11 protein-coding genes are annotated in these 12,127 nt (G+C 70.9%); 6 read left to right on the forward strand and 5 right to left on the reverse strand.

The annotated features are described in order from the left end of the window. Positions 1 to 295: 295 nt before the first annotated feature. The 5 genes from ACGF3J_RS10140 (at position 296) to ACGF3J_RS10160 (ending at position 5,140) form a co-directional block, all read left to right on the forward strand. On the forward strand, positions 296 to 1,309 hold the full coding sequence (locus ACGF3J_RS10140; RefSeq protein ID WP_393853858.1) for a substrate-binding domain-containing protein: 1,014 nt from the start codon (positions 296 to 298) through the stop codon (positions 1,307 to 1,309). A gap of 68 nt (positions 1,310 to 1,377) precedes the next feature. Beyond that, entirely contained in the window at positions 1,378 to 3,765 is a 2,388-nt protein-coding gene (locus ACGF3J_RS10145) for a nitrate- and nitrite sensing domain-containing protein (RefSeq protein ID WP_393853859.1), read from the forward strand. Continuing rightward, the gene (locus tag ACGF3J_RS10150; RefSeq protein WP_125494684.1) at positions 3,762 to 4,181 is read left to right on the forward strand and encodes a roadblock/LC7 domain-containing protein; all 420 of its coding nucleotides are present in this window, start codon (positions 3,762 to 3,764) and stop codon (positions 4,179 to 4,181) included. The genes ACGF3J_RS10145 and ACGF3J_RS10150 overlap by 4 nt, the downstream gene beginning before the upstream one ends. 1 nt (position 4,182) lies before the next feature. Then, positions 4,183 to 4,542 (forward strand): DUF742 domain-containing protein, encoded by a 360-nt coding sequence (locus ACGF3J_RS10155; protein ID WP_393853860.1) that lies wholly within the window; start codon positions 4,183 to 4,185, stop codon positions 4,540 to 4,542. Beyond that, entirely contained in the window at positions 4,529 to 5,140 is a 612-nt protein-coding gene (locus ACGF3J_RS10160; protein WP_161331034.1) for an ATP/GTP-binding protein, read from the forward strand. The genes ACGF3J_RS10155 and ACGF3J_RS10160 overlap by 14 nt, the downstream gene beginning before the upstream one ends. A gap of 21 nt (positions 5,141 to 5,161) precedes the next feature. Here ACGF3J_RS10160 and ACGF3J_RS10165 read toward each other — a convergent pair whose 3' ends face one another. The 4 genes from ACGF3J_RS10165 to ACGF3J_RS10180 all read right to left on the reverse strand — a co-directional run bounded on the left by ACGF3J_RS10165 (position 5,162) and on the right by ACGF3J_RS10180 (position 8,744). Then, on the reverse strand, positions 5,162 to 6,124 hold the full coding sequence (locus tag ACGF3J_RS10165; RefSeq protein WP_393853861.1) for an ABC transporter substrate-binding protein: 963 nt from the start codon (positions 6,122 to 6,124) through the stop codon (positions 5,162 to 5,164). Positions 6,125 to 6,208: 84 nt separating this feature from the next. Then, positions 6,209 to 6,874, reverse strand: coding sequence for an ABC transporter permease (locus ACGF3J_RS10170; protein ID WP_125494680.1), 666 nt, complete (start codon positions 6,872 to 6,874; stop codon positions 6,209 to 6,211). Continuing rightward, complete coding sequence (locus tag ACGF3J_RS10175) at positions 6,871 to 7,581, reverse strand: ABC transporter permease subunit (RefSeq protein ID WP_234960018.1); 711 nt, start codon at positions 7,579 to 7,581, stop codon at positions 6,871 to 6,873. The genes ACGF3J_RS10170 and ACGF3J_RS10175 overlap by 4 nt, the downstream gene beginning before the upstream one ends. After that, the gene (locus ACGF3J_RS10180; protein WP_161331031.1) at positions 7,578 to 8,744 is read right to left on the reverse strand and encodes an ABC transporter ATP-binding protein; all 1,167 of its coding nucleotides are present in this window, start codon (positions 8,742 to 8,744) and stop codon (positions 7,578 to 7,580) included. The genes ACGF3J_RS10175 and ACGF3J_RS10180 overlap by 4 nt, the downstream gene beginning before the upstream one ends. A 236-nt stretch (positions 8,745 to 8,980) precedes the next feature. Between ACGF3J_RS10180 and ACGF3J_RS10185 the strand changes: the two genes are divergently transcribed. After that, positions 8,981 to 10,705 carry an MOSC domain-containing protein gene (locus ACGF3J_RS10185; protein ID WP_393853862.1) on the forward strand — a complete coding sequence of 575 codons (1,725 nt, stop codon included), beginning with the start codon at positions 8,981 to 8,983 and terminating at the stop codon, positions 10,703 to 10,705. 36 nt (positions 10,706 to 10,741) lie between these two features. On the opposite strand, the gene secY is transcribed toward ACGF3J_RS10185, so the two are convergent. Next, on the reverse strand, positions 10,742 to 12,049 hold the full coding sequence (gene secY, locus ACGF3J_RS10190) for a preprotein translocase subunit SecY (RefSeq protein ID WP_393853863.1): 1,308 nt from the start codon (positions 12,047 to 12,049) through the stop codon (positions 10,742 to 10,744). Positions 12,050 to 12,127 lie beyond the last annotated feature (78 nt).

Raw genomic sequence — 12,127 nt, forward strand, 5'->3', positions numbered from 1 at the left:
CCGTGCGGCCCGCCTTTACCCCCTGTACACGATAACTCACCGATAACTGACCGTCAGATAGTCCTCCTTGAGACCCCGTCGCGGACGTCGAGGAGACACCGGTCGCCACCTGTCCCGTTCATCACGATGCGGCACCGACAACTCACACCTGGTCGCCGGTCACTTGACTACCAGCGGTCACTCACGATTTGCTCCGGCCAGGCGAGATTCACCCGGTTGGCGCAGCGACACGTGGCTCCGGGGCACCTCGCCCCGTTCCTCCTGCTCGGCCGCACAGCGAGGTGCCCCCGCCCCCATGAGTACTTCTCCCCCGCCCACCAACTCCCCCGGCCCGCTGCGGGCCGCGGCCCTCGCCGCGGCCGTCTGTCTGCTGACGGCCGGCTGCTCCGCCCTCGGCGGGGACGAGGACGGCTCGACGGCGGACGCCGCCGGCGGGTCCGGCGCCGACCGGATGAAGGTCGTCATGGTCACCCACGGCGGCGAGGGCGACGCCTTCTGGGACCGGGTGCGCAAGGGCGCCGAGGCGGCGGCGGCGAAGGACGGCATCGACCTGACGTACGCGGGTGACGCCGACACCGCCGGCCAGGCCGATTTGGTGCGCGACGCGGTCCGCGACAAGGTGGACGGCATCGCCCTGACGCTGGCCAAGCCGCAGGCGATGAAGGCGCCGGTCGCCGAGGCCAAGGCGGCCGGGATCCCCGTGGTCGGCCTCAACTCCGGTATGGACGCCTGGCGGTCGGCGGGGCTCCTGGAGTACTTCGGACAGGACGAGAGCGTGGCGGGCCGGGCCGTCGGCGACAAACTCAACGACCTCAAGGCCAAGCACGCCCTGTGCGTCATCCACGAGCGTGGCAACGTTGCCGTGGAGGCCCGCTGTGCCGGGGTGAAGAAGACGTTCAAGGGCGAGACCGAGATGCTCTACGTCGAGGGCACCGACATGAAGGCGGTGGGCGCCGCGATCACCGCGCGGCTGCGCCAGGACCCCAGCATCGACGAAGTCGTCATGAACGGCGCGGCGTTCGCCCTCACCGCGGTCAAGTCGGTCGACGAGGCGGGCAGCGACGCCGACGTGGCCACCTTCGACCTCGACAACGACCTGGTCGCCGCCGTCAAACGCGGGGACGTCCAGTTCGCGGTGGACCAGCAGCCGTATCTCCAGGGCTATCTCGCGGTGGACGCGCTCTGGCTGTACCGGACCAACGGCAACGTCAGCGGCGGCGGAGTGGCGCCCGTGCTGACCGGCCCCGCGTTCGTCACCCGCACGAACGCCGACACGGTCGCGAAGTTCGCCGCGGGCGGCACCCGGTGACCGGGCCCCGCGGCCGCCGGCTCCCCCGCACCTCCGACATCCTCCCCCGATGATCGCCTAGGACGACGATGCCCGCACGGAAGGGAGCCCGGCGCCGCCTCGGCTCCATACGTCTCTCCCTGATCCTCCTGGCCCTGGTGCCCGGCGTCACGCTGGCCGCGGTGTGGGGGGTGACGACGATCCAGATGTTCTCGGAGGGCCTGCGGCTGCGCTCACAGACGGAACTGAGCCGCGACACCGGGGCCATGGGCACCGAGGCGACGCTCGCCCTGCAGAAGGAGCGCAGTCTGTCGGCCGCCTGGCTGGCCGCGCCCGAGGGCGACCGGTCGGAACTGGAGGCCCAGCGCAGGAAGACGGACGAGGCGGTCGCCCAGCTGGTCGGCCAGTCCGCCGCGATCGAGGACGCGCCCTCCCGGGTCTCGGACCGGCTGTACTCGGTGCTCGGCTCGGTGGGCAGCCTGGAGTACTACCGCAACCAGGTCGACGACCCGAGCGACATCACCCCCGAGCAGGCGCTCGACCAGTACACCTCGATCATCGACGAGCAGATCCACGCCTTCCAGGAACTGTCCCAGGTCGACGACGGCGACCTCACCTCGCAGGCCGGGCCGCTGGTCGCCCTGGAGCAGGCGGCGGAACTGACCTCCCGGGCGGACGCCCGGCTCACCCTGGCCTGGCCGTCCGACCGGATGGACGAGCAGCAGTGGGCGGACTTCGCGCAACTGGTGCACACCCGGCGCTGGCTGGTGCAGGACCAGATCGTCCCCTCCCTGAGCGGCAGTGTGAAGACGCAGACCGAGCGGATCCTCGCGAGCCCCGAGTGGCAGACCCTCCAGCGGGTCGAGGACCGGGTGCTGGCGGCCCGCGCGGCGAACGGTGCGGACCGGATCGACCTGCCGGACCTGCGGGAGCAGTGGACCGCGGCGTTCGCGAAGGTCTCCGACGCGTACGGGACGCTGATCCGGCAGCAGACGGGCGGGCTCCTCGACCGCAGCGCCGACGAGGCGCGCCAGCTGCTGATCACGGCCGCCTCCCTCAGCGCCGGCGGACTGGTCGCCCTGCTCCTGTGCGTCGGCATGTCCTGGCGCATCACGCGCTCGCTGTCCAGGCGGCTGCGCGGGCTGCGGCTGGCCACGCTGAGCCTGGCCGAGGAGCGGCTGCCGGACGTGGTGGCGCGCCTGGAGCGGGGCGAGAAGGTCGACGTGGAGTCGGCGACCCCGCCGCTGGACTACGGCCGCGACGAACTCGGCCAGGTCGCCCAGGCGTTCAACACGGCGCAGCGCACCGCCGTGCACACCGCCGTCGAACTGGCCGACACCCGGCGCGGCTTCCAGAAGGTGATCCTGGGCATCGCCCGGCAGAGCCAGAACCTGGTCAACATGCAGCTCGGCAAGCTGGACGCCCTGGAACGCGAGCACACCGACCCGGAGATCCTGAAGGGTCTGTACGAACTGGACTCGACGGCGAGCCAGTTGCGCCGGTACGAGGAGAACCTCGTCATCATCAGCGGCGAGCAGCCCAGGCGCACCTGGCGCGAGCCCGTCTCGCTGGTCGACATCCTGCGCAGCGCCGTGGGTGAGGTGGCCGAGTACCAGCGCGTGGAGCTGCACACCGACGAGGAGGTGGCGCTCGCGCCGCCCGCGGTCGCCGACGTGATCCACCTGCTGGCCGAACTGATCGACAACGCGACGGCCTACTCCCCCGCGCCCAACCCGGTCGGGGTGCGCGCGGCGCTGGTGGCCAAGGGGCTGGCCGTCGAGATCGAGGACCGCGGGCTCGGACTGTCCGAGGAGGACTACGCGGCGTTCAACGAGCAGCTGGCGGTGGCCCCGCAGTTCGACGTGGTGGCGCTCGCCGACGACCTGCGCCTCGGCATGTTCGTCGTGGCCCGCCTCGCGCACCGGCACGGCATCACCGTGACACTGCGTTCCTCGCCCTACGGCGGGACCACGGCGATCGTGCTGATCCCGCACGAGATCGTGGTGCGGGAGCCGGTCGACGGGGCGCCCGCCGCACCCGCGCCGGAGCCGGCGGACGCGCCGGGCTCCGAGGGCTCCGCGTCCGACGGGTCCGCCGGGCCCACGGCAAGGCCGCGGCCGGTGCCCGCGAGCCGGGCCGAACCCGCCGCGCCCGCCGCCCCGGCCGCCGCTGCCTCCGCCTCCGCCGCTGCCTCCGAGCCGAACGGCCTGGCGCCGCTGCCCCGCAGGGTTCCGCAGACCAGCCTCGCCGCCGAGCTGCGGGACGAGGACACCGCCGGCGGCCGGGACGACGCGCCCAACGACTACGCCGACTTCACGGCCGAGCACGCCGCGTCGTCCCTCGGCGGATTCCAGCGCGGCACGCTGCGGGCCCAGGCCGACGCCGCCCAGGACGACACCGACGGGCAGGTGTTCTCCTCCGCCGCCCCCTCCACTCCCACCGCCGACCGCCGACCGCCGACGAAGGACACCCGATGACCCGACCCTCCCCCGCCACGCACAGCGAGCTGGACCAGTTGCTCACCGGACTCGTGGAGCGGGTCGCCGACGTGAACCAGGCGGTGGTGCTCTCCGAGGACGGGCTCGTCGTCAGCAAGTCCACCGGGTTCCTGCGGGACGACGCCGAGCGGCTGGCGGCGACCGCGTCGGGCCTGATGAGCCTCAGCAAGGGCGTCAGCATGGACTTCCGCGGCGGCCCGGTGCGTCAGGCGCTCATCGAGATGGCCAACAGCTACCTGATCCTCAGCTCCGCGGGTCCCGGCGCCCACCTGGTCGTACTCACCGGGCCGAACGCGGACGTCGGTGTGGTGGCGTACCAGATGAACATGCTGGTGAAGAAGATCGGCGAGCACCTGAGCGCGGCACCGCGGGCCACCGCCGGCCCCGGCGAGTGACGTGACCGGAGGCGACGCGGCCGGCCGGCTCGTGCGGCCGTTCACCCTGACCGGCGGACGGACCCGGCCCAGCCGCGCCGACTTCACCCTCATCACGACGGTGACCGCGGTCGACCCCCAGCCGACCCGGGGCGCGCGGCCGCAGCCCGAGCATCTGCGGATCCTGCGGCTGTGCGCCGATCCGGTGGCCGTGGCGGAGGTCGCGGCCCGCCTCGACCTGCCGGTGAGCGTGGTGGTCATCCTCCTCTCCGACCTGCTGGAGGCCGGCCGGATCACCGCCCGGCCGCCGCACCTCGTCTCCCGCGCCAACCCGGACCTGGACCTGCTGCAGAAAGTGAGGGACGGCCTTGGCCGGCTCTGACCGCGCAATTGAGGCGCCCACGGCATCCGCGCGCGCGACCGCGCCCGACGCCGTCAAGATCCTGATCGCCGGCGGTTTCGGCGTCGGCAAGACCACCATGGTGGGCTCGGTCAGCGAGATCGCCCCGCTGCGCACCGAGGAACCGCTGACCGCCGCGGGACTCGACGTCGACGACCTCGCCGGCATCGAGGAGAAGCGGGCCACCACCGTGGCCCTGGACTTCGGGCGGATCACCATCGGCCGGGAACTGGTGCTGTACCTCTTCGGCACGCCCGGTCAGCAGCGGTTCTGGTTCATGTGGAACGACCTGGCGATCGGCGCGCTCGGCGCGGTGGTGCTGGTCGACGTCCGCAGGCCCGAGTCGAGCTTCGCCGCGATCGACTTCTTCGAGCGGCGGGGCATCCCGTTCGTGGTCGGCGTCAACGGCTTCCACGGGCGGCATCCGTACCCCGCGGCGGAGATCCGGGAGGCCCTGGCGCTGCCGGAGCACGTGCAGGTGCTGCTCTGCGACGCGCGGGAGCGGACCTCCAGCCGGGACGTCCTCATCGCCCTGATCGACCAGTTGATCGACGCCGCGACCGGGGCCGCGGCGTCGTAACCGGTCGTCCTCGGGCGTCCGTCAGACGAGACCCGCGGACGTGAGCCACTCCTTGGCCACGTCCAGCGGGTCCTTCTTGTCCAGCTGGACCTGGGCGTCCAGGTCCAGGAGGGTCTTGGTGTCCAGCTTGGCGGAGACCGCGTTGAGCGTGGCCACGCCTTCCTTGGACAGTCCGTCCTTGGTGACCAGCGGGGTCACGTTCGCGTACCCGAAGAGGTTCTCCGGGTCCTTCAGGACGACGAACTGCTCCTTGATGATGGTCGGGTCGGTGGTGAAGACGTCCGCCGCCTGCACGGTGTTCTTCGTCAGCGCGGACTGGGTCAGCGGGCCGCCCGCGTCGAGCGCCTTGAACGACTTGAACTTCAGCCCGTACACCGACTCCAGGCCCTTCAGGCCCTGCTGCCGGGTCTGGAACTCGGGCGAGCCGCCGATCGTCAGGTCCGGGGCGGCTTCCTTGAGGTCGGCGAGGGTCGACTCGGCGGTGAGTCCGTACTTCTTCGCGGTCTCGGCGTTGACGCTCACCGAGTCCTTGTTCTCGGCCGGCGAGGACTCCAGCACGGTCAGCTTCTTGTCGAGCTTGGCCTTCACGGCCTCGTTGACCGCGTCGGCGGACTGCTGCTCGGCCTCGGGGTCGAGGTAGGCCAGCAGGGAGCCGTTGTACTCGGGTAGCACCGTGACCGAGCCGTTCTTCATCAGGCCGTACGTCGTCTCCCTGCTGCCTATGTTGTGCTTGTAGGTGACCTTGAGGCCCTTGGCCTTCAGCGCCTCGCCGTAGATGTCGGCGAGCAGGGTGCTCTCGGCGAAGTTGTTCGAGCCGACGACGACGGTGCCGGCCTTCGCCTTCTCGCCGGCCAGCGGATTGTCGGACGTGTCGTCGGAGTCGGAGGAACAGCCCGCGAGCAGCGCCGCCGCGGCGGTGAGCGCGACGGCCGCCGCGCCGGAGTGCCTCGTCCTGGACCAGCTGCTCTTCCTGGTAGAAGTCATCCATCGATCCAAACGAGCCACATGTCGGTCAGTCAAGAACGGCCTGGTTACGGTTTCTTTTACGGCGGTCGCAGCCGTCGCTTCTCAGCGCCGCCGCACGCCCGGTGACACCGCCAGCCGTCCCGCCGCCCAGAACGCCGCGAGGGTGACCAGCGCCAGCAGGGCCACCAGTGTGGCGCCGCCGACCACCTTCTCGTAGTCGCGCTGGTAGAGGCCGTCGATGATGTACCGGCCGATCCCGCCGAGGGAGACGTACGCCGCGATCGTCGCCGTCGACACGACCTGGATGGCGGCGGAGCGCAGACCGCTGAGGACGAGCGGCAGGGCGACGGGCAGCTCCACCCGGAACAGGATGCTCGACTCGTGCATGCCCATGCCGCGCGCGGCGTCCACGGGTGAGGGGTCGACGGAGCGGACCGCCTCGTACGTGGTCACCAGGATCGGCGGGATCGCGAGGATGACCAGCGGAACCATCACGGGCAGCAGGCCGATGCCGACCACGACGGCGATCAGCACCAGCAGCCCGAAGCTGGGCAGCGCGCGGGCGGCGGTGGCGACGAACGCGACGGCGTTGCCGCCGCGCCCGGTGTGCCCGGTCAGCAGCCCGATGGGCAGGCCGATCGCGGTGGCCAGGCCGAGGGCCAGCAGCGTGTACTGGACGTGCTCCAGCAGGCGCTGCGGAATGCCGTCGTAGCCGTGCCAGTGGGCACTGTCGCTGAAGAAGGCGTTGACGAAGTTGAGTACGTTCACCGGGCCGACGCCTCCTTCGGCTCGGGCAGTTCCCGCCGTGCGGCGGACTCCTTGGGTCGCCGGCCCTTGCCGCGCGGCATCCACGGGGTCAGCAGGTTCCTGATCAGGACGAGCACCGCGTCGCACAGGACGGCCAGTACGGCGGTGGTCAGGACGGAGTTGACCGCCAGTTCCGGCCGGCCGTACTTCTGGGCGTCCGCGAGCAGGTTGCCGAGGGCGCCCTGGTTGCCGATCAGGGCGCCCACGCTGACCAGGGAGATGCTCGCCGACACGGCGACGCGGAGTCCGGCGAGGATGGCGGGCACCGCGATCGGCAACTGCACCTGGAGATAGCGCCGTACCGGACCGAAGCCCATCGCGGTCGACGCGGCCAGGGTCTCCTCGGGCACCGACCGCACGCCGTCCACGATCGCCGGGACCAGCACGACCAGGCTGTACACGGCCAGCGGGATCATCACCGTCAGCTCGGTCTGGCCGGTGTAGTCGATGAGGACGACGAAGACGGCCAGCGACGGGACGGCGTAGAAGACGGTGGTCACGCCGAGCACCGGCGGGTACAGCCAGCGGAAGCGCACGCACAGCTGGGCGACGGGCAGCGCGGCCAGCAGTCCGGCCAGCACCGGCAGCAGCGCCTCGCGCAGGTGCAGGCCGATCAGGCCGAAGTAGGTGTTGTCGAGGTCGCTCGGGATGTCGAAGAAGCCGTTCACGGCGCGACCTTCGCGACATCTGCGGACCCCGCGTCGGACGCCCCGGCGTCGGACGCCCGGGCGGTGGCCGTGCCGTCGTGGGCGGCGCGGATGGCCTCGGCGATGGTCTGCTGGGAGACGACCCCGGTCACCCGGCCGTCGGCGTCCACGGCGACCGCCCACCCGGTGGGCGAGAGGACGGCGCAGTCGAGGGCGGCGCGCAGCGAGTCCGTGCCGGGCGTGAAGGGGCGCCCGTGGGACAGCAGCCGCTCGGGGGCGATGTCGCCGCCCGCCAGGTCCTCCGGCCGGGCCCAGCCCAGCGGCCTGTCGTCCGCGTCGGTCACCAGGAGGTAGGGGGCGTCGGCAGCGGCGGGCGGCACCTGGGTGGCGCCGGTGCGCACGACCGGGTCGCGGGTCGGCTCCAGGTCTGCGGACGGGAAGAAGGAGAGCCGCCGGATGCCGCGGTCGGCGCCGAGGAAGTCCTCGACGAACTCGTCCGCGGGGTCGGACAGCAGCTCGGCGGGCGGCGCGAACTGCGCGAGACGGCCGCCGGTGCGCATCACCGCGACCATGGTGCCCAGCTTGATGGCCTCGTCGATGTCGTGCGTGACGAAGACGATGGTCTTGCCCAGTTCGTCCTGGATGCGCAGGAGTTCGTCCTGGAGACCCTTGCGGACCACGGGGTCGACGGCGGAGAACGGCTCGTCCATGAGCAGCACCGGCGGGTCGGCGGCGAGCGCCCGGGCCACGCCGACGCGCTGCTGCTGGCCGCCGGAGAGCTGGTAGGGGTAGCGCTTGCCGAGGGAGGCGTCCAGCCCCACGCGTTCCATCAGCTCGGCCGCGCGTTCCCGGGACTTCTGCTTGCCCCAGCCGATCATGCGGGGCACGGTCGCGATGTTGTCGAGGATCGTCCGGTGCTGGAAGAGCCCGGCGTTCTGGATGACGTAGCCCATCGAGCGGCGCAGTGTGGTGACCGGCTGCCGGCCGAGGTCCTCGCCGTCGAGGAGGATGGTGCCCTCGGTGGGCTCGACCATCCTGTTGATCATCCGCAGGGTCGTCGTCTTGCCGCAGCCCGAGGGTCCGACGAGGACGGTTATCGCGCGGTCGGGTATCTCCAGCGACAGGTGGTCGACCGCCACGGTGCCGTCCGGGTACCGCTTGGTGACTGAGTCCATGCGTATCAAAACGCCGAATACCCTTCGGGTCTGGCAGAAGCTGCCCGCTCCGGCCGCGGTCGGTGGGGCCGTCGCCGGTCGAGTGTAGACGGCGGATCTGCGGGGCCCGTTGGTCCGGGCGACACCTTCCCCCTGGCCGGGCGTTCACACCGGGTCGTCGGGTACGGCGCGCGCGGGCGGGCATCACGTCGGCGGGAGTACGACACTGGAGGGAAGACGTCCCGGCGTCCGATGGGAGCAACGTGGTGTCTTCCCTGCTGTCGGTGAACGTGGGAATGCCGCGGAACGTGGCCTGGCACGGCGACACGGTCCACACCGGGGTGTGGAAGATGCCCCGGTCCGGCCCGGTGACGGCCCGCCGCCTCAACCTCGACGGCGACGGGCAGGGCGACCGGGCGGGGCACGGGGGTGAACAGCGCGCGGTCCTCGTGTACCAGGTGCAGTCCTACCGGTACTGGGAGCAGGTCCTCCACCGTGACGACTTCGGCTACGGCCAGTTCGGCGAGAACCTCACCGTCGACGGTCTGCCCGACGACCAGGTCTGCATCGGTGATCGTTACGCCATCGGAGAGGCCGAGTTCGAGGTCACCCAGCCCAGGGTCACCTGCTACCGCGTCGGCATGCGGCTCGCGGAGCCGCGGATGCCGGCTCTGCTGGTCGGCCACCGCCGGCCCGGCTTCTACATGCGGGTGATCCGGGAGGGCCGCATCCGGGCCGGGGACCCGATCGTCAGGACGCGCACCGGATGGGGACCACTGAGCGTCACTGACGCCGACGCCCTGCTCTACCTGCCCGACCACGACGCCGGCACGCTGCGGCTCGCCCTGTCCATCCCCGCCCTCAGCCCCGGCTGGCGCGGCTCGTTCCGTGACCTGCTGGCCGCCGCCGAAGGTCCCGACGCGTCCCCGAGCCCGAGGTGGCCGGGGTTCCGGGAGCTGCTGGTGGACCAAGTGGTCCCCGAGAGCGCGTCCGTCACCTCCCTCTATCTCGGCTCGCCCGACGGGTCGCCTCTCCCGGAAGCCCGGGCCGGGCAGTACGTCACGCTGCGCCTTCCCTCGCTCGCCGAGCCGGCCCCGGTGCGCAGCTACTCGCTGTCCTCGACCTCGGCAGACGGCCGGTACCGCATCAGCGTCAAACACGACCCCCACGGCTCGGTGAGCGGCTACCTGACCACGCGCACGCACCGTGGTGCCCGCTTCGACGTGGCGGCTCCCCGGGGCGAGTTCGTGCTCGACCGCGGCACTGAGCCGGTCGTTCTCGTCTCGGCCGGAATCGGTCTGACACCCGTGCTGGCCATGCTCCACGAGCTCGCCGCCCACGACCGCGAGCGCGAGGTCTGGTGGATCCACGGCGCCCGCCGGCCCGAGGAGTACCCGCTCGCCGCGGAGGCCCACGGCCTGCTCACCGACCTGCCGAACGGGCATGAGCACGTTTACTACAGCTCCACCGCACACGGTGACCACCAACTCGGCCACGCCGTACGGGGGCGGCTCACGAGGGAGGCGCTCATGGCCCTCTCCCTTCCCGCCGAGGCCAGCGCGTACATCTGCGGGCCCGAGGGCTTCATGGACGACATGCGGGAGGCGCTCGCGGGGGCCGGGATCGATCCGGCCCGCACGCACACCGAAGCCTTCTCGGCGCTGCCCGCCCTCCGCCCCGGTATCGCCCCGCAGGTGGTCGCGGCGCCGCACCAGCCCGCCGGCGAGCCCGGAACAGGCCCACAGGTGACCTTCGTCCGCAGCGGCCTCACCACTCGGTACCCGGCGGGCCGGCGGAGCCTTCTCGAGCTGGCCGAAGCCTGCGACGTCCCCGTCCGCTGGTCGTGCCGTACCGGGGTGTGCCACACCTGCGTCACCGCGCTCCTGTCCGGGACGGTCGGCTACGACCCGGCCCCGCTGGAGTACCCCGCGACCGGCGAGGTGCTGATCTGCTGCGCCCGGCCGGACGGCGATGTCGTCCTGGACATGTGAGGGACGGCGGGATCACGGCCGTACGGCCGCCGGCGCTCAGCGCAGGAAGCCCTCGTAGCGGTGCTGCTCGATCTGGCTGCTGATCTGTTTGACCGTCTCCAGCCCGACGCTCACGATGATGAGGATGCTCGTCCCGGTGAGCTGGTTCGCGCTGCCGAAACTGCCGAGGGCCACGGTCGGCACGAGGGCGATCAGCCCGAGGTAGATCGATCCCGGCCAGGTGAGGCGGTTGAGGACGTAGCCCAGGTACTGCGCCGTGGCCTTCCCGGCACGAATCCCCGGAATGAACCCTCCGGCCTGCTTGATGTTCCCCGCGATCTCCTCCGGATTGAAGGTGATGGATACGTAGAAGAAGGCGAAGAAGACGATCAGGAGGAAGTAGATCGCCACATAGTAGGGGTGGTTCCCTCTGCTCAGGTTGTTCGTGATCCAGGTGGACCATCCGGAATCGGAACCGGCGAACTGCGCGATCAGCGCCGGAATGTAGAGAAGCGAGGAGCCGAAGATGACGGGGACCACGCCGGCCTGGTTGACCTTCAGCGGGATGTAGGTGGCGGTTCCCCCGTACGCCTTCCGGCCGATCATGCGCTTGGCGTACTGCACCGGAATACGGCGTTGCGCCTGCTCCACGAAGACGACCAGGCCCACCATCACGAACCCGACCAGCAGGACGATGCCGAAGGCGAGCCAGCCTCCGGCAAGGGTGCTCTCCTGCTTCACGGCCCAGAGTGCGCCGGGGAGGGTCGAGGCGATGGAGAGGAAGATCAGCATCGACATGCCGTTGCCGACGCCCCGTTCGGTGATGAGTTCGCCCAGCCACATGACACATGCCGTACCGGCGGTGATGGTCACGACCATGACCGCGGTGACGAAGACGGAATCGTCCGGAACGATCCGGGACGCGTCCGGGCAGCTGGGAAACAGGGCGCCGTTGCGGGCGGTCGCCACGAGACCGGTCCCCTGGAGAACGGCGAGAGCCACGGTGAGGTAGCGCGTGTACTGAGTGATCTTGGCCTGCCCGGACGCCCCTTCCTTCTTCAGCGCCTCCAGCCTCGGAATCACCGCCGTGAGCAACTGAAGGATGATGCTGGCCGTGATGTAGGGAAGGATCCCGAGGGCGAATACCGTGATCTGGAGGAGCGCACCGCCGCTGAACAGATTGACCAGCCCGAGGATTCCGTTCGTCTGAGAAACGGAATCCACGCAGCTCTGGACCCTCTGGTAGTCCACTCCCGGAATCGGCACGTGTGAGCCGAGACGGAACAGGATGATGATGCCCAGAGTGAATGCCAGCTTTTTCCGCAGGTCGGGGGTCTTGAAAACACTTACGAACGCGTTCAGCACGATGGTTCCTCTTGTGGGCCCGGGGGTGCCGGTCCGCGGCTCCTTGCGCTCATGCTGCACGAACCGGGCACGACCGGC

Origin of the sequence: Streptomyces sp. NPDC048171 (assembly GCF_043202655.1) — a bacterium.
Taxonomy (GTDB): Bacteria; Actinomycetota; Actinomycetes; order Streptomycetales; family Streptomycetaceae; genus Streptomyces.